The 20553-nt window shown below is 71.5% G+C and carries 18 protein-coding genes; 1 reads left to right on the forward strand and 17 read right to left on the reverse strand.

Features of this window, described 5'->3' with window-relative positions; all coding sequences use genetic code 11:
* Positions 1-35 precede the first annotated feature (35 nt).
* The 17 genes from AVS7_RS17070 to AVS7_RS25395 all read right to left on the reverse strand — a co-directional run bounded on the left by AVS7_RS17070 (position 36) and on the right by AVS7_RS25395 (position 19529).
* A complete protein-coding gene (locus AVS7_RS17070) occupies positions 36-875 on the reverse strand; it encodes a class I SAM-dependent methyltransferase (RefSeq protein ID WP_020230820.1) in 840 nt (279 codons plus the stop codon).
* Positions 872-2455: a multicopper oxidase domain-containing protein gene (locus AVS7_RS17075; RefSeq protein ID WP_020230821.1), complete on the reverse strand. Its 1584-nt coding sequence runs from the start codon at positions 2453-2455 to the stop codon at positions 872-874. Before AVS7_RS17075 ends, AVS7_RS17070 begins: the two co-directional genes overlap by 4 nt.
* The gene (locus AVS7_RS17080) at positions 2452-4014 is read right to left on the reverse strand and encodes a hypothetical protein (RefSeq protein ID WP_020230822.1); all 1563 of its coding nucleotides are present in this window, start codon (positions 4012-4014) and stop codon (positions 2452-2454) included. The genes AVS7_RS17075 and AVS7_RS17080 overlap by 4 nt, the downstream gene beginning before the upstream one ends.
* Positions 4014-6074 (reverse strand): TonB-dependent receptor, encoded by a 2061-nt coding sequence (locus tag AVS7_RS17085; RefSeq protein WP_144425131.1) that lies wholly within the window; start codon positions 6072-6074, stop codon positions 4014-4016. Before AVS7_RS17085 ends, AVS7_RS17080 begins: the two co-directional genes overlap by 1 nt.
* A gap of 278 nt (positions 6075-6352) precedes the next feature.
* Positions 6353-7354 (reverse strand): helix-turn-helix transcriptional regulator, encoded by a 1002-nt coding sequence (locus AVS7_RS23370; protein WP_020230824.1) that lies wholly within the window; start codon positions 7352-7354, stop codon positions 6353-6355.
* A gap of 256 nt (positions 7355-7610) precedes the next feature.
* Entirely contained in the window at positions 7611-8036 is a 426-nt protein-coding gene (locus tag AVS7_RS17095) for a hypothetical protein (RefSeq protein WP_020230825.1), read from the reverse strand.
* Positions 8020-9255: an MFS transporter gene (locus AVS7_RS17100; protein WP_144425132.1), complete on the reverse strand. Its 1236-nt coding sequence runs from the start codon at positions 9253-9255 to the stop codon at positions 8020-8022. Before AVS7_RS17100 ends, AVS7_RS17095 begins: the two co-directional genes overlap by 17 nt.
* Complete coding sequence (locus tag AVS7_RS17105) at positions 9252-11606, reverse strand: TonB-dependent siderophore receptor (RefSeq protein ID WP_020230827.1); 2355 nt, start codon at positions 11604-11606, stop codon at positions 9252-9254. The genes AVS7_RS17100 and AVS7_RS17105 overlap by 4 nt, the downstream gene beginning before the upstream one ends.
* A 78-nt stretch (positions 11607-11684) precedes the next feature.
* Positions 11685-12950, reverse strand: a complete 1266-nt coding sequence (locus AVS7_RS17110) for a sigma-70 family RNA polymerase sigma factor (protein ID WP_020230828.1) — start codon at positions 12948-12950, stop codon at positions 11685-11687.
* A 148-nt stretch (positions 12951-13098) separates the two neighbouring features.
* Positions 13099-13557 carry a c-type cytochrome gene (locus AVS7_RS17115; protein ID WP_020230829.1) on the reverse strand — a complete coding sequence of 153 codons (459 nt, stop codon included), beginning with the start codon at positions 13555-13557 and terminating at the stop codon, positions 13099-13101.
* 15 nt (positions 13558-13572) lie between these two features.
* Complete coding sequence (locus tag AVS7_RS17120) at positions 13573-13968, reverse strand: RidA family protein (RefSeq protein ID WP_020230830.1); 396 nt, start codon at positions 13966-13968, stop codon at positions 13573-13575.
* Positions 13969-13980: 12 nt separating this feature from the next.
* Positions 13981-14940, reverse strand: a complete 960-nt coding sequence (locus tag AVS7_RS17125; protein WP_034691816.1) for a tripartite tricarboxylate transporter substrate binding protein — start codon at positions 14938-14940, stop codon at positions 13981-13983.
* Positions 14941-15001: 61 nt separating this feature from the next.
* Entirely contained in the window at positions 15002-15670 is a 669-nt protein-coding gene (locus AVS7_RS17130; RefSeq protein WP_020230832.1) for a Crp/Fnr family transcriptional regulator, read from the reverse strand.
* A gap of 24 nt (positions 15671-15694) precedes the next feature.
* Positions 15695-17293 carry a bifunctional phosphoribosylaminoimidazolecarboxamide formyltransferase/IMP cyclohydrolase gene (gene purH / locus AVS7_RS17135; protein WP_020230833.1) on the reverse strand — a complete coding sequence of 533 codons (1599 nt, stop codon included), beginning with the start codon at positions 17291-17293 and terminating at the stop codon, positions 15695-15697.
* Positions 17294-17360: 67 nt separating this feature from the next.
* Positions 17361-17597 carry a Fis family transcriptional regulator gene (locus tag AVS7_RS17140; protein WP_020230834.1) on the reverse strand — a complete coding sequence of 79 codons (237 nt, stop codon included), beginning with the start codon at positions 17595-17597 and terminating at the stop codon, positions 17361-17363.
* The gene (dusB, locus tag AVS7_RS17145) at positions 17575-18627 is read right to left on the reverse strand and encodes a tRNA dihydrouridine synthase DusB (RefSeq protein WP_020230835.1); all 1053 of its coding nucleotides are present in this window, start codon (positions 18625-18627) and stop codon (positions 17575-17577) included. The genes AVS7_RS17140 and dusB overlap by 23 nt, the downstream gene beginning before the upstream one ends.
* Positions 18628-18701: 74 nt before the next feature.
* Positions 18702-19529: a cytochrome c gene (locus AVS7_RS25395; RefSeq protein WP_020230836.1), complete on the reverse strand. Its 828-nt coding sequence runs from the start codon at positions 19527-19529 to the stop codon at positions 18702-18704.
* Between the two features lie 388 nt (positions 19530-19917).
* On the opposite strand from AVS7_RS25395, the gene AVS7_RS17155 reads away from it, so the two are divergent.
* Positions 19918-20439: a YqaA family protein gene (locus AVS7_RS17155; RefSeq protein ID WP_020230837.1), complete on the forward strand. Its 522-nt coding sequence runs from the start codon at positions 19918-19920 to the stop codon at positions 20437-20439.
* The last annotated feature ends 114 nt before the right edge of the window (positions 20440-20553 follow it).

The raw sequence follows: 20553 nt of genomic DNA on the forward strand, positions 1-20553 counted from the left end.
CTTTTTGATAGCTGCTTGCGCTTGCCCTGCAATCGCTAGAGGCCGATTTGGCTTGTATTCCCGGCACCGCCCAGCCGCACGCGCGCCATGGCCGGCACCAGGGCGCGCAGGCCCGGCAGCCGCCCCAGCGCGGGCATGAGCACGGCGGGGAAGCTGCGAAAGCGCCGGTAGGGAATCACGCGCACGTCTTGCAGCGTGGGCAGCCACTCCCGCAGCCGCGCGGGCAGCGCGGCGGGCGCGATGCCCCAGGGCATGGGCGGGACGCGGTAGTGCGGCGTGCGCCACAGGCCCCTCTCGCGCGTGGTCATGCGCGAGAACCATTCGGGGATGGTGTCGAACATCACTTCGCTGCCGGGCAGGCGCCGGGCAATGGTCTGCAGCAGGCCGCGCACTTCGTCCTCGCCGAAGTACATCAGCAGCCCCTGGGCGGTGACGAAGACGCCGCGCGCGGGATCGACAGCGTCGATCCAGCTTGCGTCAAGCGCGCTGCAGCGCAGGTGGCGGCAGCGCGGCGCGGGCGGCAGGAAGCGCTCGCGCACGTCGATGGACTCGGGCACGTCCACGCACAGCCATTGCACGCGGCCGTCGTCGATGCGCTGGAACTGCGTCTCCAGCCCGCAGCCCAGCTCCACCACCGTGCCGCCGCGGTGGCGCCGCATCCAGTCGCGCACCGCCTCGTCGAACTGCAGCGAGCGCACGGCGTGCGAGGCGTCGGGCGTGCCGAAGCTGCGCCGGTAGTCGTAGGCGATGGCGCGGTAGATGCGCTCGGCCTCGGGGTCGCGCAGCAGGGCGTCCGGGCGCAGCAATTCGCTGGCGCGGTTGTGCAGCGTCCACAGCATGGTCTCGGGCACGCCGCCGAGATCGACCCCGCTCATACCGCCTCGAAGCCCAGCATCATCCCGCCGTCCTCGTGTTCGAGGTTGTGGCAGTGCACCATATACGGGTGCGGCATGGCCGCCGCGTGGTCGAAGCGCACGAGGATGTCCACCGTGCCCGGCGCCGCGCGCACGTTGGCGGCGGGCGTGATGTTGACGGTGTCCTTCCAGCCCTGCAGGTGCGCGGGCACCGGGCCGCCGTTGATGGCCAGGATGCGGAACTGCGTGCCGTGCACGTGGAACGGGTGCGGGTAGGTGTCGCCCGTGCGCAGCGTGAGCCGCCATCGCTCGTACGTGCCGCGCAGCACGCGGAAGCTGGCCGTGTCCAGGCTGAACGATTCCATCGGCGCGCCGTCCACCTCGATCTGGTTGATGTGCGTGAGCGTGTGGTCGTCGAAGACCGAGTCCTCCTCGTTCCACGCGAAGTCGAAGGGCCAGATCTCCGGCAGCGAGCCAGTGGGGTCGGGGTCGATGGGGAAATGGCCCATCAACTGGAAGGTGATGTGGCGCTCGCGCGCGCCCTGCGGTGCCTGCGCCTCGGGCAAGCCGGCCAGCACGGGCGGCAGCAGGCCGTTCTTCGCGGGCAGCGTGGGGTGGATGGTGAGCAACGTGTGATCGACGTCGAACGGCGCGGCATTGGCGCCGTACTGCTCGTCGTGGCGCGCCATGATGAGTTCGATGGGCTGGCCCGCCGAGCCATCGACCAGGATCTCGAAGCGCTCGGCCGCCGCCAGCACCAGCTCCGTCACCGGCACGGGCGCGGCCAGCAAGCCGCCGTCGCTGGCGATGACGTGGAACGTGGCGTTGCCGCCCAGCCGCAGCTTGAGCACGCGCGCATTGCAGGCGTTGAGCAGGCGCAGCCGCACCCAGCCGCGCGGCGCGTAGTGGGTGGGCTGCTGCACGCCGTTGACGAACATGTGCTGGCCGAACCAGCCCAGGCCCACGGTGTTGTGGTTGAGCTTGTAGGTGAGCTTGCCGTCGGCGTTCAGGTACTTGTCCTGCAGCACCAGGGGCACGTCGTCCTCGCCCCAGGCGTGGGGCAGGCCCAGCGCGGCGCTGGCGTCGTCCTCGACGACCAGCAGGCCGCCCACGCCCATGGCGGTCTGGAAGCCCGTGCGCATGTGCGGGTGGGCGTGGTACCAGAGCGTGGCCGCCGGCTGGTCGACCGCGGCCTTGACCGCATAGTTCTTGCTGGGCCCGACGGCAGACGCGGGCCCGCCGTCGCTGCCGCCATCGACCAGCAGGCCGTGCCAGTGCAGCACCGAGTCTTCGTCGAGCGCGTTCTCCACGCGCACGTTGAACTGCGCGCCGCTTTTCACCAGCAGCGCCGGGCCGAGCAGCGCACCGTTGATGCCGAAGCTGTCGGACTTCTTGCCGGGCAGGAATTCGTACTGCCCTTTCTGGATCTTCAGCGTGACGGGCGTGGCCGCGTCGGCGCGCACCAGCTCGGGGATGGGCAGGGTGCCCTTGGGCTGCGCGCCGCCATCGCCGCCGCTGCCGCCGCAGGCCTTGAGCAGCAGCGTGGAGCCGCCGAGCAACGGCAGGCTGGCGGAATATTTGAGGATCTGGCGTCTTTTCATGGTGTTGCTCCAGCGGATGGTGATGAGTTCGATGCAGCCGCCGCCAGCACAGGCGCGGCCAGGTTGTCGGTGAAGTCGCGCTCGTAACCGGGCCAGGCATCGAGCCACAAGGCACCGTCGGCGCTTTCGGCCAGCGCCCAGCCTTGGTCGAAGGCCGTCAGGCGCTTCCAGCCGCCCTGCTGCCAGCGCCAGCGCTCGCCCTCGGGACGGCCTGCCGCGCCGATGCGCAGATTGGTGGCCAGCGGCATGCTCAAGGCCAGCGTGGCGCGGGACGTGCCGAGCGCTGCGGACAGCGCGTACTGGATGCGCACGCCGCCGCCCAGTTCGGCCAGCAGGGTCTGGATTTGCGCCGTGCTCAGGCGGCGCACCGAGTCGAGCGCGGCCAGCGGCGCGTAGTCGCGCACCCAGCCGTCAAAGGCGGCGAAGGCCACCGCGCCCACTTCGTCGGCCTGCGCCTGCAAGGCTTGCGTGGCCTGGGCCGAGGCGCGTTGCAGCAGCGCCTGCGTTGCGGCGGGCGATGCGTTCTCCGCCGCGCACAGCAGCCCTACCGCGCCGGGCAGGCCGCTGGCGAGCCACTGCGCGCCGCGCGTCTGGCGCAGGCGGCCCGCGTCGGCCACGTGGCGCAGCGCGATAGCGCGGGCCATCTCGGCGCGGCGCAATGCGGGGTCGCCCTGCAACGCCTGGGGCAGCCACAGCGTGCCCGCCGACAAGCGCGCCGGTGTCGATGCTGGCGCGAAAGCGACGGCTTCCACCTGCGGCGCATCGCCCATGCGTGCGGCCACGCAGGCGCGCAAGGCCTGGGCTTCTGCGGCCAGCGCGGCGGCATTCTCATCAGGAGCAGAAAGCACGAAATCCAGCGCGCCGCTGGTCTGGCCCGTGGAAACGGCGGCGGACGCGCCCTGCCGCACCCGCGCCTGCCAGCGCCACTCGCCCGCCGGGGCCACGCCCGCCAGCGGCACGGCGGCCAGCTCGCCGGGCAGCGTGATGAAACCTGGCAGGCCGTGGCGTTCGCGCTCGGCGGGGCTGCGCAGCACGCGGTCGCCGTCCAGCCCCAGGCGCGGCAGCAGGCGCTCGGCGGGCAGCCAATCACCCTTGCCGGGTTCGGCGCTGAAGTCCAGCGCCACGTCACACTTCTCACGCGCGCAGGCGTCGAGCCCGACGGCGATGTGGCTGCCATGTACCTCGGTTTGCAGCGGCGACTGCCGGGCGCGCGCCGCGTGCAGCGTGAAGCCCGGCGGCGCCTGCAAATGCAGCCAGCCCCAGGGCGCATCCACCGCGTGCAGCGTCCAGGTGCCCTGGGCGCGGCCGGTGGCGGCGTCGATGTCGATGGTCAAATCGCCGCCCGCCACGCGCAGGGCATGCTCGGCGGCGGCGTCGATGAAGCGCGAAGTCTGCCCCGGCTCGGTGGTGCAGACGTTGGGGTCGAGCGGCGTGATCCAGCGCTTCTCCCAGTCCGCCCGCGCCTGGGTAGCAGCGGCGGGCAGGGCCACGCGCCATGCCCCGGCGCCGCAGGCCAGCACCAGGGCGGCCAAGCCCAGCCAGGTCGTCGTGCGCCGCATCAGAAGTAGTACGCGAAGCCCACGCCCACGGTGCGCCCGCGCACGGGCAGCCCCATGACAGCGTCCGGCCCACCCTCCACCATCGCCGGGTAGTAGTAGCCGAACGAGTCGTAGCGCTTGTCGGTCAGGTTCTTGACCCACAGGTACAGCTCGGTCTTGCCGCCCGAGACGCCGGTGCGCAGATCCACCTGGTGGTAGCCGGGCAGCGTGAACTGGTTCTGCGGGTCGCCCGCACGGCTGCTGGCGAAGCGCAGGCCCAAGCGCGTGCTCCACGCGGGCGACTGCCAACCCATGAATGAGGCCAGCGGCATGCGGTGCTGCACGCCGATGCTGCCGCTCCACTTCGGGCTGTCGGGCACGCGGTTGCCGGCCGCCGCGCCCGAGGTGCTGGTGGCGGCCACGCCGGTGATCTTGGCGTCGGTATAGGCCAGGGCCGCGTCCAGCGTCAGGCCGGCGGCGGGTTTCCAGAAGCCCGAGAGTTCCAGCCCGCGGCTGCGCGTGTCCACGTTCTCGGCGTACATGCCGAAGGTCATGACGTCGAAGAACAGCATGTGGTCGCCCTTGCCGCGCGACTCGAACAGCGCGGCGTTCAGGCCGAAGCGGCCGTCGGCGCTTTCGTGCTTGGCGCCGATCTCCAAGGCGTTGACGCGCGCGGCGGCGTAGGGCGCGTCCCTGCCGCCCAGGGTGACGTTGGTGCCGTAGTCGTTGTAGCCGCCGCTCTTGTAGCCGCGCGAGGCCATCGCGTAGAGGTGGGTCTGCGCATCCAGCGCCCAGCCCAGGCCCAGGCGCCCGGTGGTGTAGTGGTCGCGCAGCGCGTGGTTGTCCTCCGCGTAGCGGATGGGGCCGTCGTTGCCCGGCACGGCCTGCCAGCTCGCGCGCTGGCGCTTGCGGTCCCAGGTGTGGCGCAGGCCGGTGGTCAGCTTCAGGCGCTCGGCCACGGGGAAGGTGGCTTCGCCGAAGACGGCGCGGCTGGTGCTCTCCAGCCGGCGCAGCATGGTGCCGTTGGTGTAGTTGGTGGGGTAGAAATGGTCGAAGGCGCCGAACGGCATGTCCACGTCGCGCTGGTGGCGCAGCCAGTTCAGGCCGGCCACCCAGAACACGCGGTCGCCGGGTCGGGAGGACAGGCGCAGTTCCTGCGAGGTCGTACCCTCCCCGTTGCGCATGACGAAGTAGCCGCCGTCCTCGGGCGCCATGCCGATCAGCCGCCGGTACTGGTGGCCTTCGTAGGGGATGTTCATCATCCAGGTGTCGGCCTTGACGTAGCCGGTGACCGAAGTCAGCAGCGCAAAGCCCAGGTCATGCTCCAGCGTGGCGCCCACGCGGTCCACGCTGCGGCTGTCGTTGGTCCACGGGGTGGTGCCGCGGTCCACCGCCACCGGGTCGCCGTAGGGGTGCAGCGCGAAGATGTTGGGATGGCCGCGCAGGCTGTCGTGCTGGGCCGTCAGGGTCAGCTTGGTCGTGGCCAGCGGCTGCCACAGCAGCGTGCCGCGCACGCCGGTGTCGCGCGGCGTGCTGACGACGGCGCCCGTCTGCCAGTCGTGCACCCAGTGGTCGCTGGCGGTGCCGCGCAGCGCCAGGCGGGCACTGAGCGTCTCGCTCAGGGGGCCGCTGATGGCGCCCTCGGCCATGCGCTGCCGGTCGGTGCCGATCTCGGAGCGCACGTAGCCCTCGAAGTGCCGCGTGGGCTTGGCGGTGATGACGTTGATGGCGCCGGCCTCGCTGTAGTTGCCCAGCAGCGTGCCCTGCGGGCCCTTGAGCACCTCCACGCGCTCCAGGTCGAACGCCTGCGACGACATGTTGTTGACCAGCATCGGCTGGCCATCGACCGTCAGGCCCACCGAGGCGTCCTCGCCGCTGACCTTCTGCAGCGCGCCCACGCCGCGGATGCGCACGTTGGCATTCCACGAGTCGCCGCCGTTGGAGTTCATCTCCACGCCGGGGATCTGCCACAGCGCCTCTTCCACCGAGAACAGCCGGCGCTCCTCCATCTCCTGGCCGCCAATGACGTTGACGCTGAACGGCACCTCGCGCGGCGCCTCGTCAGCCAGGCGGGCGCGCACCACGACGGGTTCGAGTGTCTTCGGCTCGTCCGCGCCGGGCGTGCGCGCCTCCTCGGCAGGCTGGGCCGCCGCCGCCAGCGCCCCCCCAGGGCGGCGAACGCGGTGGGGCGCAAGGGCAGGAACGGACGGCGGCGCGAGGGCTTGGACATGGCTTTCCGATGGATACGAAAAAGAATGCGTCCAAGTGTTATTCAGCGACTTGCGGTGGCCGGCCCCCTTCGGGAAATAGAGTGCTCCAGGGCGGAAATCAGGGTCCACCCCATGGCGGAAGCGGTGCTTCAGAGCATGGCCGACGGCGGCGCGCCGTGCACCTCGCGGAACGCCTGGGCGAACTTGCCCGCGTGCGCGTAGCCGCACAGCGCGGCCACCTGCTGGATGCTGTGGCGCCGCTCGGCCAGCAGCTTGCGCGCGTGCTCCATGCGCAGCTGGCGCAGGTAGGCGGCGACGCCCATGCCGGTGCGCTCGCGAAACAGGCTCTTCAGGTAGCACTCGTTGATGCCCGCACGCCGCGCCAACTGCGCGATGGTGTGCGGCTGCTGCCATTCGGTGTGCAGAATGTCCAGCGCCTCGTCGAGTGCTGCCTGCCAGCGCCGCGATACCTGCCGCAGCGCCGGCAGGCGCGCGCCGGGGCCCGCGGCCATCAACTTGAGCAGCAGCTCCAGGCTGAGCGATTCCAGCTCCAGCCGCGCCAGCGTGGAGCCCCCGGTGCGCACCGCCAGCATCCTGCGCGCCAGGGTGCGCAGCATGGTGCCCGTGGCCTGCGAAGGCCGCAGGATGGCGTGGCTGTCGCGCCGGCCGAGCCAGGCCAGGTCGACCCCGTCCTCGTGCAGCGCGCGCGCCAGTTCGCGCGGGACGTCCACCGACACGCCGGTCATCAGCACGCCGCAGGGCGCGCGGTTGCGGAACACGCCGGGATTGCCATTGCGCAGAAAGATGCTGCCGGGCTCGCACACGGTGTCTTCCCGCCCGGCCAGGCGGAAGATCGACCGGCCGTCCGCGATCAGGCCCAGGTTGAGGGTGTCGGGGTACTCGGCATAGACGCTCTCCAGCGGCGCATCGAGCTGCCAGTGCATGCGCCCGGTCATGATGCCGCTGCCGAACTCGTGCATGTCCGTCCAGCCCCGGCCATAGACCGGCGCGATCTCGTAGCTGAGCTGGCGCGCCCCCGGGCGCTGCACCGCGCGGGCGGCATCGGCGCGGAAGCAGTCGGAGTGCTTTTCGTAGAAGCTGCTGTAGCGCTCGAAGGGCGGCTGGCGCTGGCCGCGTGGCTGTACATGCATGGACGGTTCCCCAGGACGAGACGAGAAGGCTGCCACGGCCTGCGGCCATGGCAGTGATGTCATCGTTGGGGCGAATCCGCGAGCGGCGCTGTTCGCAGCCTGTTGTGCTGGAGCGCTATTCTAAAGATCCACAGTTGCTATCATAAAAATAGCTTCAAGCGCTCCACACCATTGCGCGGTGGGGCATGTCTGTACCGGATGCGCTGGAGGCGCACCGGCCCGGGCCACGCCCCTGTTCGGTGTGACTGCCTCCGCATCATCCCAGCAGCGCGAGCGCCTGGCGCCGCGCATCGTCCCGGTCGTCGGCCAGCAGCTTGGGGAACGGCAGCAGCTTGCTCACGGTGACGAAGCGCCCGGTGAGCAGCGCGCGCAGCGCCGGATCGGTGGTCACGTAGACGTAGCCCGCGCACCACTCGCGCAGGTCGCCCTTGCGGCGCTTGAGCCAGACCATGGAGGCACGTTCATCCTCGTGCGGCTCGTCGTCGTGGTCGTGGCTGGCGGGCGTCCACACGATCACGAAGCGCTGGCACTGGTCCAGCACGGCGTCCAGCGAGCGCAGCGTGCGCGGCACGCGGTCGGCCTCGCCCAGTTCCGGGAAACGCGCGTAGGCGATGGGCCATTCGCCGATGTCGAACAGCGCGGCATCGGGCAGGGGCGGGGTGAATTCAGGGCTTGTGGTCATCAGGGTTCTCTCGTTGCAGGGAAGGCAGCCATGCCAGCAGCAGCGCCGTGACGGCCGCCAGGGCGGCGGCGCCCGCGGCGTAGAAGGTGGGCCAGTCGATCAGCGCGGCGAGCCGGCTCGCGCCCATGGTGGCGACGATGCCCGCCAGCCGCGCGCCGCAGAACAGCACGGCGTAGCTGGTGGCCGCTTGCGCGCCCACCGACCACAGCAGCGTGAGCGCGGCGCACACCACCATCAGGCCGCCCACCACCGCCGCCATGCCGATGGCGCCCGCGATGGCGGGCCCCTGTGCCTGCGCATGCACGCCCCACCACAGCAGGGCCAGGCATGCCAGCCCCAGTGCGGCGAAGGCGGCGAAGGCGCCCGCGTTGCCCAGACGGCGGATCAGCGGGCCGGACACGGCCGACGCGAGCAGCATGCCCACGGGCTGCGCGGTGCCGACCAGCCAGGCGATGCGCTCCAGCGGCACGCCCAGGTCGACCAGCATCACGCGGTTGAGCGCGGTCAAAGGAAAGATGGCGCCGGCGATGAGCACCAGCAGGCCCAGCCGCCGGCGCATGGCGCCCCGGCGCAGCGCCTCGTAGAGCAGCGCACCGCCATCGGCCGGGCGCCGGGCGCCGGGCGCGCGGTCCGCGCCCGCCAGGCCGAAGACCGGCACCAGCGCCAGCGCCAGCAGCAGGGCCACCAGCGCGAAGGTCGGCCCCCAGCCGATGCGCGCCAGCAGGCCGACGAACACGCCCCCGCCGATCAGCGCGCCCAGCGACAGCGCCGCCAGCTTGAGCGCGGCGGCCAGGGGCTTGGCCTGTTCGCCGGTCATCTCCACGGCCAGCGCGTCGAGGGCCAGGTCCATCGTCGCCACCGCCAGCGCCACCACCAGCCCCAGGGCGAACAGCAGCGGCAGCGCGGCGTGCTCCAGCAGCGCGACGGCCGCCAGCGCGGCCATGGCGACGGCCTGCGCGGCCACGATCCAGCCGATGCGCGGCGAGAGGAACGGCCAGCGCAGCCGGTCCACCAGCGGCGCCCAGAGGAAGGACAGGCCCACCGGCAGGTACAGCGCGAAGACCCAGGCCATCTGCTCCACGGGCATGCCGCGCGCGCGCAGGATGGGCGGCAGCCCGCCCTGCAGCAGCGCCACGACGACGCCGAAGCCCAGGTACAGCGCGCCGATGCCCGCGAACACGCGACACGGGCGCACGCCCGCGTCCAGGGTAGAGCTCACCATTGCACGTTCAGCGTGGCCAGGAAGGTGCGGCTCTGCCCGTAGTTGCAGAAGTCGGCCGCGTTGCAGGTGAAGTAGGTCTTGTCGAACAGGTTGCTCACGTTCAGGGCCAGCGTGGTGCCAGCGCCCAGCTCGTAGCGCAGCATCGCGTCGGCCACCGTGTAGGCGGGGATGCGCTGGGTGTTCGCGGCGTCGGCGTAGGCCGCGCCGACATGGCGCACGCCGCCGCCCAGCGTCACGCCTGCGGGCAGGCGGTAGTCGGCCCAGAGCGAGGCCGTGGTGCGCGCCACCGAGATGGGGCGCTTGTTCAGGTCCACGCCGTTGCTGCGGGTGATCTTCGGGTCGAGCACGGAGAAGCCCCCGACCAGGTTCAGCCCCCGGGCCAGGTTGAACTTGGCCTCGAACTCCAGGCCGCGCGAATTCACCTCGCCGGTCTGCACCATCGCGTTGGGCAGCGACGAATTCGGGTCGCGCGTCAGCACATTGCGCTGGGTCAGGTCGAACGCGGCCAGCGTGTAGAGCTGCCGGGTGCCCGGCGGCTGGTACTTGACGCCGACTTCGACCTGCCGGCCGGTGGTCGGCTTGAACGGGTCGCCGTAGGGGTTCACGTTCACCGGCGGGTCGAACGAGGTCGAATAGCTCGCATAGGGCGCCACGCCGCTCTCGAAGTGGTGCATCAGGCCCACGCGGCCGGTGTACCGCATGAAGTCCTGGCGGGTGTTGCGGCGCGTGAGCGCGTTGTCGACGCGGATGTCGGCGTGGTCGGCGCGCAGGCCGAGCAGCAGGCCCCAGGCGCCCCAGCGGATGTGGTCCTGCGCGTACAGGCCCGCGAGCCGCTGCGTCCTGTCCGGGCTGTTGTTGGCCGCCGGGCGCGGGATGGGCTGGGTGTAGTCGGGGTCGATGAGATCGAGCGACGGCGCCCCTGCCATGGCCTGGAGCTGCGTCCAGTGGTCGCGCTGCAGGTCCAGGCCGAACACCATGCGGTGCGCCAGGCTCCCGGTGGCGGCCTCGCCCTTGATGCGGGTGTCGAGGTTGATGGCGCGCATGCTCTCTTGCGACCAGGTGGCGTAGCGCGCCAGCGTCCGCTGGTCCGGCTGCAGCCGCAGCGTGCCCACCTGGCTTTGGTCCATCTCCATGCGCCAGTAGCGCAGGTTCTGCTGCAGGCGCCAGCCGCTGGCGAAGCGGTGGCTCAGCTCGTAGCCGGCGCTGGCCTGGGTGCGGTCGTACTGGTTGAAGCCGGGCGAGCCGTCGAAGAAATCGCGCCGGATGGGGCCGTAGGGGTTGGGCAGGATGGTGCCGCTGGAGGGCAGCACGCCGTAGAAGCCCCCGGTCGGGTCGTGCTGCCAGGAGGCCAGCAGGGTGAGCGCGGTGTCGGCATCGGGGCGCCAGGTGAGCGAGGGCGCGATGGCGATGCGCTCCTCCCGCGTCATCTGCACCGAGGTGTCGGCCTTGCGGCCCAGGGCGGTGAGGCGGTAGGTGAGCGAGCCGTCTTCATTGAGCGCGCCGCCGCTGTCGAAGCCCGCCTGCACGCGGCTGTGGCTGCCCACGGCGAGGTTCACCTCGCGCACGCGCTCCGCCGTGGGGCGTTTGCCCGCCAGGCTGACGATGCCGCCCAGCGGCGCCTGGCCGTAGACCACCGAGGCGGGCCCCTTGAGCACCTCCACGCGCTCCAGGAAGTAGGGGTCGATCTGCGGGATCAGGTACGAGGAGCCGCGCGGCAGGCGCAGGCCGTCCAGGTACTGGAAGGTGTCGAGCACCCAGCCGGTGCCGCGGAACGCCATCTGGTCGAAGCGCGAGATGTCGCCGCGGATGTCGGCCGACATGCCCGGCGTGTAGCGCAGCGCCTGCTGGATGCGCTGGGCGCCCTGCGCCTTGATCTGCTCGCGGCCGACGACGTGGATGGACACGGGCGTCTCCATCACGGCCATGTCCATCTTGCCCGCCGTGGTGCTGCGGCGCGCCACGTAGCCCGCCACGGGGCCGGGGGCGGCCTCGGCCTGCGCCGATGCGCTCACGGTCACCGTGGGCAGCGCGGCGGCTGCGCCCGGCGCGGCGGCGCGCTCCACCACCAGCGTGCGCCCCTGCACGCGGCCCTGCAGGCCGCTGCCGGCCAGCAGGGCGCGCAGGGCGTCGGCCACCTCGTGCGGGCCTTGCAGGGCCGGCGCCGAGCGGCCCTGGGCCAGTTCGGCGGCGAAGGCCAGTTGCAAACCCGCCTGGCTGGCCAGGGCGGCCAGCGCGGGCGCCAATGGCTGCGCGGGAATGTCGAAGCGGACGGTCTGCGCGCCGGCGGCATGGATCTGGAACGCCAGGCCCAGGGCCAGGGCAGCGCGGAGGGGCGTGAAACGGTGCATGCGGATGCGTCCTTGTGCGGAAGAAAGAAAAGGCTTTCTTCTGTAGGACGAACCGGGCGGCGGAACCCCCAAACTTTTTTAACGTCCTGCGAGCAGCACACCGCCATTAGGCTCGCGCACGAGGCGCACGGGCAGCGCCGCAGGCAGGGCCTGGAGCCAGTCGTGGGCCTGGGCGATCTCCACCGTGCCGCTCACGCGCAGCGAGGCGGCGCGGGCGTCGGTGCGCAGGTCCATGCGGCTGTAGCGCGACAGGCGCTGCACCGCATCGGCCAGCGGCGTGGCGTCGAAGTGCAGGCGGCCTTCGCGCCACGGGGCCGCCGGGCCGCCCGCTGCGCGGGCCGGGGCGGCGCCGGGGGGCACGGCCAGCCCCTGGCCTGCGGTGAGGGCGGCCGCCAGCACCTGGCCGCCGCGCTCGACGCGCACCCGGCCCGACTCCACCTGCACCAGCACGCCGCCCGCCGGGTCCAGCTCCACGCCGAAGCGCGTGCCCAGCACGGTGACGCTGACGCCGCCCGCATCGACGACGAAGGGGCGCGCGGCCTCCGCACGCACCTCGAAGAAGGCGGCGCCCTGCAGCAGGCGCACGGCGCGGCGGCGGGCGTCGAAGGTCACCTCGGCGCGGCTGTCCGCGTCGAGGGCGAGGAGCGAGCCATCCGGCAAGGCCCGGTTCAGGCGCTGGCCGCGCGGCGTGGCGAAGGCGGTCTGCCATTGCAGCGCCTGCGCCTGCCAGTGGCGCCAGCCCTGCCACCCCAGCACGCCGACCGCGCCCAGGCCCAGCAGCGAGGCCAGGCTCTTGCGCCGCCCCTTGGCGACGGCGGCCGGCAGGGCCTTGTCGCCGCGCCAGCGATGCAGCGCGGCCTCGACCCGCTCGCCCGCCACGGCCAGGTCGCGCTCCACGGTTCGCAGCGACACGCCCAGCCGCGCGGCGATGCCGGCCTGGCATTCGCCATGGATGCGGTGGGCCTCGAACACCGCGCGCACCCGCGCAGGCAGGGCCGCCAGCGCGGCATCGAGCGCCGCCAGCGCCTGGCGGTACATCACCCCATCGGCCACGTCGGGCGCATGGGTGGCGCCCGCCCCGGTGTCGGCCGTCTGCGCCAGGTGGCTTTGCAGCCACTGCGTGCGCCGGTGCTGGTCCAGGTGCAGGTTGGCCGCCACGGTGCAGAAATAGCTGCGCGCATCGCCGATGGGCTCGGCACCCGCCGCCGGGCGCTCGGCCAGGCGCATCCAGGTGTCGTGCGCCACTTCGCGCGCCTGCTCGTCGCAGCCGAGGCGGCGGCGCAGGAAACGAACGAGGGATTCGTAGTGCAGCGGGAATTCATGCAGGAGGTGCGGCGCGGACATAGCCGCGAAGGATAGCGGACAACATGAGAATGAATCGCATTATCTTCATCACCCGCGACCCCTGCAGCCTTGCGCGAAGCGTTCATTTCGCTATCGAAAAAAGAGCTGCCAGCGCTTGATGGAAAAGCGCTGGAGGCCAAAAACCCTCTTAATCCGCCGCACCCTGCGGCGGCAGAGAAAGCACCCACTCCGCCATCTGCAGCGCCTGCTGCTGCGTGAGCTGCGGGTGGCGGGGCATGACCGCTCGACCCCATTCGCCCGCGCCGCCCTCACGGATCTTGCGCGCGATGTATTCGGGCGCATCTGCGCGCCCCCGGTAGCGGTCGGCAAGCTGCTGGAACGCCGGGCCTACGTACTGGCGCGCGAAGCCGTGGCAGCGCATGCAGCCGCTGCCTTCCACGAGCGCCTTGCCGGCCGCGAGGGCCGGGCTGGCCTGCGCCACGGCGGCGGGTGCGGAGCGCATGACGCGCCAGCCGATATTGAGCACGCCGAGCACGGCCAGCACCATGAATACCACGATGGCCCAGGCCAGCCAGCGGGGTTTGGGGGGCAGTGTGGGCTCGTCGTCCGGCATGAGGGCAAAGCGCGGATTATCCGGCTTGCCCATTGCGTCGAAACGCGCTCAATCCGTCATCGCGATCGCCTCGACCTCCAGCAGCAGGTCGGGCCGGGCCAGCGACGCCACGCCGACCATGGTGCTGGCGCAGGGGTGTTCCGCCGGCAGGAAGGGCTGGCGCGCGCGCCGCACGACCGCGGCTTTCTCCGGATCCAGGTCGCGCACGAAGAGGGTGGTCTTGACCAGGTCGTCCATGGTGGCGCCGCGGCTGGCCAGCGCGGCCTGGATGTTGGCGTACACCTGCCGTGTCTGCGCGTGCAGGTCGCCCGCGCCCACGACACTGCCGCTGGCGTCGTAGGCCACCTGCCCCGAGACGATCAGCGTGCGGCGCGCGCGCGTTTCGGCCACATGGCTGAAGCCGTTGGGGGTGGCGAGGCCCGGCGGGTTGTGGAACGTGTTCATGTGCATGGCTCCTTACTTGTTCTCGCGCAGGCCCAGGCGCTCCACCAGGGCGCGCTCGGCGGCGAAGCTCTCGCGCGCGAAGCGGGTGTAGTCGGCGCTGCTCATGTAGATCAGCGGCTGGTCGTAGCGGGCCAGCACGGCGAGGTGCTCGGGGTCCTGCATCGCCTTGTGGAAGGCGTCGTGCAGCGTGGCGGCGGTGCGCGGATCCATGCCGGCCGGGGCGCCGATGCCGTAGGGCGCGCTGGAGACGAGGCCGTAGCCCAGCTCCTTGAGCGTGGGCACCTGCGGCCAGCGTGCGGTGCGCTCTGCGCCCCAGGTGGCCAGCAGGCGCAGCTGGCCGCTGTCGACATAGGGGGCCCAGCCCGTGGCCTCGGAGGCCGACATCACGTGCCCGCCCAGCAGCGCCTGCAGGTTGTCCGCCGTGCCCTTGAAAGGCACATGGCGCAATCGCACCCCGGCCGCCGAGGCGAGCTGCTCGGTATTCAGGTGCGGCGTGCCGCCCACGCCGGCCGTGCCGTAGGTGATCTCGTCGGGACGCTTGCGGGCGTCGTCGAGGTACTCCTTGAGCGTCTTCCAGGGCGCGTCGGCGCGCACCACGAGCCCGTAGGTGTAGCCGGAGACGCCGATCAGGTAGGTGACGTCGCGCAGCGGGTCCCAGCCCACCTTCTGCATGTGCGGCACGCGGAACACGCCCATGGGGATCTGGGCGAGCGTGTAGCCGTCGGGCCTGGCCTGGGCCAGCGCCACGACGCCCAGCGTGCCGGCCGCGCCGGGCCGGTTCTCGACCACGATGGGCTGGCCGAGGTGCCGCGCCGCGATGCTGGCCAGCACCCGCAGGGACACGTCGGTGGAACCGCCGGCGGGCCAGGGCACGATCAGGCGCACGGGCCGGTCGGGAAAGGTCTGTGCAAACGACAGGCAGGCGGACAGGCCCAGGGCCAGTCCCGCCATCCAGCGGAAGAATCGGGGCATTTCGGACTCCGGCAAGGTGGGTGGAGAGCCGGATGCTAGGCAGCGCCCCGCGGGCCGTCTGTTAGCCAGTTGACACAGCCGCGCGCAGCCGCGCCACGTCGGGCACGGCGATGCGCAGCCGGGACGGCACGAGCAGGCCGCGCTGCGCCAGGTCACCCATGGCCTGGGCGACCCACGGCCGGCTCGCGCCGGTCATTCCCGCAAGCGTTTCCTGGCTGATGCCTTCGATGACGGCGGCGGCCGCGCCCCCGTGGCGCGCCTCGGGCAGCTCGGCCAACATGACCAGCGCGTCCACGAGGCGCTGCGGCGCGGAGGCGCTGGCCAGGCGCAGCGCGCGCTGGATGCTGGAAGCCGCCATGCGCGCCAGCAGCCGCATGAGGCCCCAGCCCAGGTCGGGGTGATCGAGCACCAGCCGGTGCAGCCGCTCCTCCTGCAAGACCAGCAGCTCGGCGGCATCGAGGGTCTGCGCGGACAGCACCTTGCCGCCCTGCTCCATCGCGCCCAGCAGCCCCATCACGCTGCCGCGCGACCAGACGCCCGTCGTGATCTCCTGCCCGTCGGCCGCGATGGCGAAGGTGCGCACCCGGCCGGCACGCACGAGGAAGATGCGGTCATCGGACTGGCCCGCGTCGAACAGCCGCGTGCCCGCGGGCATGCGCGCGACGCGCCCGCAGCGCTCCAGCGCCGCATGGTGCTGCGCCGCGAGGGCGAGGCCGTCGTCGAAGGCCATGGCCAGGCCGGTGCCCGGGCGGTGTCAGTGGCGGAAGTGCCGCACGCCCGTGAAGACCATGGCCACGCCGCGCTCGTTGGCCGCGTCGATGACCTCCTGGTCGCGCATCGAGCCGCCGGGCTGGGCCACGCAGGTCGCGCCCGCGTCCACCACCACGTCCAGCCCATCGCGGAACGGGAAGAAGGCGTCGCTGGCGACCACGGTGTTCTTCAGGCTCAGGCCTGCGGCCTCGGCCTTGATGCTGGCGATGCGGGCGGAGTCCAGGCGGCTCATCTGGCCCGCGCCCACGCCCATGGTCATGCCGCCCTTGACGAACACGATGGCGTTGCTCTTGACGTACTTGGCCACCTTCCAGGCGAACAGCAGGTCCTGCATCTCTTCCTGCGTGGGCTGCTTGGCGGTGACCACCTTCACGTCGGGCAGCTGCAGCTCGTGGTTGTCGGCGGTCTGCAGCAGCAGGCCGGAGCCCACGCGCTTGGCGTCCATCAGGTTGCGGCCCTGCTTCCAGGCGGTGTCGCCGCCGGCCGGCAGCGCGATCTTCATCAGGCGCACGTTGGCCTTGGCCTTGAAGACCTCCAGCGCCTCGGGCGTGAAATCGGGCGCCATCAGCACCTCGACGAACTGCTTCGCGATCTGCTGGGCGGCCGGGCCGTCCACCGGGCGGTTGAGCGCGATGATGCCGCCGAAGGCGCTGGTGGGATCGGTCTGGAAGGCCTTGCCGTAGGCCTCCAGCGCGTTGGTGCCCACGGCCACGCCGCAGGGGTTGGCGTGCTTGACGATCACGCAGGCGGGCAGCTTGAAGCTCTTGACGCACTCCCAGGCGGCGTCGGCATCGGCGATATTGTTGTAGCTCAGCTCCTTGCCCTGCAGCTGCACGCCGGTGACGATGGAGCCGGGCGCGGGGTAGAGGTCGCGGTACAGCGCGGCCTGCTGGTGGCTGTTCTCGCCGTAGCGCAGATCCTGGATCTTGGTGAAGATGCCGTTGCTCTGGCCGGGGAACAGGGCGCGCTCGGGCACGTAGGCCTCGGAGAGCTTCTCGTCCTCGAACTGCACCGACGATAGGTAGTCGCTGATGGCGCCGTCGTACTGCGCGATGCGGTTGAACGCGGCCACCGACAGCGTGAAGCGCAGCTTGTCGCTCAACTTGCCCGCGCCCTTCAGCTCGGCCAGCACGGCCTCGTACTGGTCGGCGGAGGTGATGACGCCCACGTCTTTCCAGTTCTTGGCGGCGCTGCGCACCATGGCCGGGCCGCCGATGTCGATGTTCTCGATCGCGTCGGCCAGCGTGCAGCCGGCCTTGGCGACCGTGGCCTCGAACGGGTAGAGGTTGACCACCAGCAGGTCGATGGTGTCGATGCCGTGCTCCTTCAGGGCCGCCATATGCGCGGGCACGTCGCGGCGCGCCAGCAGGCCGCCGTGCACCTTGGGGTGCAGCGTCTTCACGCGGCCGTCGAGCATCTCGGGGAACTGCGTGACCTCGGCCACCTCGGTGACGGGCAGGCCGTTGTCCGCAAGCAGCTTGGCGGTGCCGCCGGTGGAGAGCAGGCGGATGCCGAGCGCATGCAGCGCCTGGGCGAATTCGACGATGCCGGTCTTGTCGGAGACGGAGAGAAGTGCGTTCATGGGGGCCTCGGGCTTCAAGATAAAAATCCGGCTCCAGCGCCCTTCAGCCAAGCGCTGGAAGCTATGGTTATAGGAGCTTATGCAGCGCGAGCTTCTTGCGCAGCGTGTTGCGGTTCATTCCCAGCCATTCGGCAGCGCGGGACTGGTTGTTGTCGGCGTGGCTCATCACCACTTCCAGCAGGGGCTTCTCCACCAGGCGCACGACCATGTCGTACACGCCGTCGGGCGCCTCGCCGTCCAGATCGCGGAAGTAGCTCTGCAGGCTCTCGCGCACGCATTGCTCAATGCTGATGTTCTGGCTCATGTTCTGTTTCCACCCCTGCGCGCGCAGGCGGCAGCCGGTCCATGCGCGCGCCGAGCGCGTCGAAGTAATCGGCCACGGCCTGCCACTGCGTCGCGCAGTCCTCTATGGTGTTGATGTGTTGTCTGAAATCCTCGCCGCCCGGCAGCGCACGCACGTACCAGGCGATGTGCTTGCGCGCGCTGCGCACGCCGCTGGCCTCGCCGTAGAGGCCGTAATGGTCCTGCAGGTGCTCCAGCAGCAGGCGACGCACCTCGGCCACCAGCGGCGGCGCGAGGTGCTCGCCGGTGGCGAGGAAGTGGCCGATCTCGCGGAAGATCCACGGCCGGCCCTGCGCGGCGCGGCCGACCATGACCGCGTCGGCCCCCGTCGCCGCCAGCACGCTCTGCGCCTTCTCGGGGCTGGTGATGTCGCCGTTGGCGACCACCGGCACGCGCACGGCGGCCTTCACGGCGGCGATGGTGTCGTACTCGGCCTCGCCCTTGTACCCCTGCTCGCGCGTGCGCCCGTGCACGGTGAGCATCTGGATGCCCACGGCCTCAAACTGCCGCGCGAGCTGCACGGCGTTGCGGTGCTGCGCGCACCAGCCTGTGCGCATCTTCAGCGTGACGGGCACGCCGCGTGGTGCACAGGCATCGACCACGGCCTGCGCGATCTCCACCGCCAGCGCCTCGTTCTGCATGAGGGCGGAGCCCGCCCACTTGTTGCAGACCTTCTTGGCCGGGCAGCCCATGTTGATGTCGATGATCTGCGCGCCCCGGTCCACGTTGTAGAGCGCGGCCTCGGCCATCATGGCCGCGTCGGTGCCGGCGATCTGCACGGCGATCGGGCCCGGCTCGCCCTCGTGGTTGGCACGGCGGCTGGTCTTGAGGCTGGCCCACAGGTCCTTGCGCGAGGTGACCATCTCGCTGACCGCGTAGCCCGCGCCGAGGCGCTTGCAGAGCTGGCGGAAAGGCCGGTCCGTCACGCCCGCCATGGGGGCGACGAACAGGCGGTTCGCCAGGGAATAGGGGCCGATCTGCAGGGCGGGCATGGAGGGAGGACGCGCGAGGGAGGCGGGATTGTACCTGCTCAAAATTTCAGCAACCAAAATGCCTGCGGAGGCCGCTACGGGGCGGCGCGCCGCCCCTGCGCCATGTGGCGCAGGTAGGCGATGAGGTCGTCCAGCGCCCGCTCGTCGAGCTGCTGCGGGCCGAAGGCCGGCATGGCCCGGCCGGGCCAGTGGCGCACGCTCGCCGGGTCGCGGATCAGGCGGCGCAGCGCCGCCGGCTGGAAGTAGTCCACCGGGCTCATGGGCTGGTTCAGGTCGGGGCCGATGGTGGCCGCGCCGCCGCCGTTCAGGGTGTGGCAGGCCAGGCACTGGGCCACGAACACGGACAGCCCGCGCCGCGCGGGGTCGTCCGCCGGCAGCCGCGCGGCCACGTCGATCTGCGGCCAGCGGCGCTGCGGCGGCTCGCGCACCGCCATGCGGGCGACGGCGTAGGGCCACTGCTCGTCCGACACCCCCGTGGCCACGGGCCACACGATGTAGAACGGCCCCGGCCCGGCGGCCTTGCCCGGTAGCGCGGGCCAGGGGGCGCCCGGCGGCTCGACGGCCAGCCAGGGCTGCCCCGCGCCCGTGCGCAGCGCCAGCGCGCCGGGCAGCTGCGCCACGAAGCCGTCGGTGGCCACCACCTCCAGCGTGTCGGCCGGCGTGAGGCCCAGGCCCTGCAGCACCACGGCCAGCGGCACGGCGCGCCAGCGCATGGGGCGGTGGTAGGCCGCGTCGCGCGGCACGTCGATCTCGCGCGCCTGCGCGTGTCCGGCCAGCGCCGCACCGTCGTACTGCCGGCGGCCGCCCGGCCCTTCGACCTCCAGCGTGGCGGCCTGGGCGCCGGCCAGCGCCCACACGCACGCCAGGGCGGCCAGGACGCGCCAGCGGCTGGGCGAACGCATGCATGAAACTCCCGGCATGGCTCCCTCCTGTACGAAAACGCCCACGATACAAGACCCCTCGCGGACTGCACAAGGGCGCACGGGCGCCCCTTAGGGCGTGTCATCCCATGATTTCCCCACGCGCTGGCCCCGCAATGGGGATGGATGCGCGAAGCGCGGCGCAGCCAATAGCCGTAGCTATTGGCAAGCCGTGCGACAAAGCAGACGCCCCATTGCGCAGCCAGCCCGAAGGGAGGGGCATGCGGGCGGCGCATTGCGTCGTTGCGGCTCGCTTGCGTAGCAGAGCTACGCGGCACTCACCGCGCCTAGCACTGCACCGCCCGCATGCCCCTCGCGTGGGGAAATCATGGGATGACACGCCCTAAACTCCGCCTCCATGGAAATCTGGATGCACCAGTTGCTGCAATGGCTGGCCCTGCCGCAGTTCGGCCTCTCCACGGTCTTCGTGGTCTCGCTCGTCTCGGCCACGCTGCTGCCGCTCGGCTCGGAGCCTGCCGTGTTCGGGCTGGTCAAGCTCAACCCGGAGCTGTTCTGGCCGGCCGTGCTCGTGGCCACGGCCGGCAACACGCTGGGCGGCGCCATCAGCTGGTGGATGGGCCTGGGCGCGCACAAGGCCTGGCATGCCGCCCGCGCGCGCCGCGCGGACGGCATGCCGCTAGAGGACGCCCGGGCGCCGCGCGAGCTCTCGCGCACCGAGCGGCGCGCGCGCGTGTGGCTGCGCCGCTGGGGCGCCAAGACCTGCCTGCTGAGCTGGCTGCCTGTGGTGGGCGACCCGCTGTGCGCCGTGGCCGGCTGGCTGCGCCTGCCGTTCTGGCCCTGCGTGATGTACATGGCCATCGGCAAGCTGCTGCGCTACACGACCATGACGGCGGGGCTGCTGCACCTCGTGCCCGGCCTGTGGACGCCGTGACCCGCATGCTCTCATTACTGTAGCTATCTGCGCTTTGTGGGCGGGCACTGTACCCAGTTTTTACGCCCAGAACCCGCACTGCTACACTCGTTCGCCCTCTTCTTCCTGACCCTC

The organism is Acidovorax sp. MR-S7, assembly GCF_000400995.2.
GTDB lineage: Bacteria > Pseudomonadota > Gammaproteobacteria > Burkholderiales > Burkholderiaceae_C > MR-S7.

What these genes read in the sequence shown, in the direction of transcription:
- AVS7_RS17115 (WP_020230829.1), bottom strand. Translation starts at nt 13,557, where the DNA reads ATGGGCAAGCCGGATAATCCGCGCTTTGCCCTCATGCCGGACGACGAG.
- dusB (WP_020230835.1), bottom strand. Translation starts at nt 18,627, where the DNA reads ATGCCCGCCCTGCAGATCGGCCCCTATTCCCTGGCGAACCGCCTGTTC.
- AVS7_RS17070 (WP_020230820.1), bottom strand. Translation starts at nt 875, where the DNA reads ATGAGCGGGGTCGATCTCGGCGGCGTGCCCGAGACCATGCTGTGGACG.
- AVS7_RS25395 (WP_020230836.1), bottom strand. Translation starts at nt 19,529, where the DNA reads ATGCGTTCGCCCAGCCGCTGGCGCGTCCTGGCCGCCCTGGCGTGCGTG.
- AVS7_RS17130 (WP_020230832.1), bottom strand. Translation starts at nt 15,670, where the DNA reads ATGGCCTTCGACGACGGCCTCGCCCTCGCGGCGCAGCACCATGCGGCG.
- AVS7_RS17075 (WP_020230821.1), bottom strand. Translation starts at nt 2,455, where the DNA reads ATGAAAAGACGCCAGATCCTCAAATATTCCGCCAGCCTGCCGTTGCTC.
- AVS7_RS17105 (WP_020230827.1), bottom strand. Translation starts at nt 11,606, where the DNA reads ATGCACCGTTTCACGCCCCTCCGCGCTGCCCTGGCCCTGGGCCTGGCG.
- AVS7_RS17110 (WP_020230828.1), bottom strand. Translation starts at nt 12,950, where the DNA reads ATGTCCGCGCCGCACCTCCTGCATGAATTCCCGCTGCACTACGAATCC.
- purH (WP_020230833.1), bottom strand. Translation starts at nt 17,293, where the DNA reads ATGAACGCACTTCTCTCCGTCTCCGACAAGACCGGCATCGTCGAATTC.
- AVS7_RS17125 (WP_034691816.1), bottom strand. Translation starts at nt 14,940, where the DNA reads ATGCCCCGATTCTTCCGCTGGATGGCGGGACTGGCCCTGGGCCTGTCC.
- AVS7_RS23370 (WP_020230824.1), bottom strand. Translation starts at nt 7,354, where the DNA reads ATGCATGTACAGCCACGCGGCCAGCGCCAGCCGCCCTTCGAGCGCTAC.
- AVS7_RS17155 (WP_020230837.1), top strand. Translation starts at nt 19,918, where the DNA reads ATGCACCAGTTGCTGCAATGGCTGGCCCTGCCGCAGTTCGGCCTCTCC.
- AVS7_RS17080 (WP_020230822.1), bottom strand. Translation starts at nt 4,014, where the DNA reads ATGCGGCGCACGACGACCTGGCTGGGCTTGGCCGCCCTGGTGCTGGCC.
- AVS7_RS17095 (WP_020230825.1), bottom strand. Translation starts at nt 8,036, where the DNA reads ATGACCACAAGCCCTGAATTCACCCCGCCCCTGCCCGATGCCGCGCTG.
- AVS7_RS17120 (WP_020230830.1), bottom strand. Translation starts at nt 13,968, where the DNA reads ATGAACACGTTCCACAACCCGCCGGGCCTCGCCACCCCCAACGGCTTC.
- AVS7_RS17140 (WP_020230834.1), bottom strand. Translation starts at nt 17,597, where the DNA reads ATGAGCCAGAACATCAGCATTGAGCAATGCGTGCGCGAGAGCCTGCAG.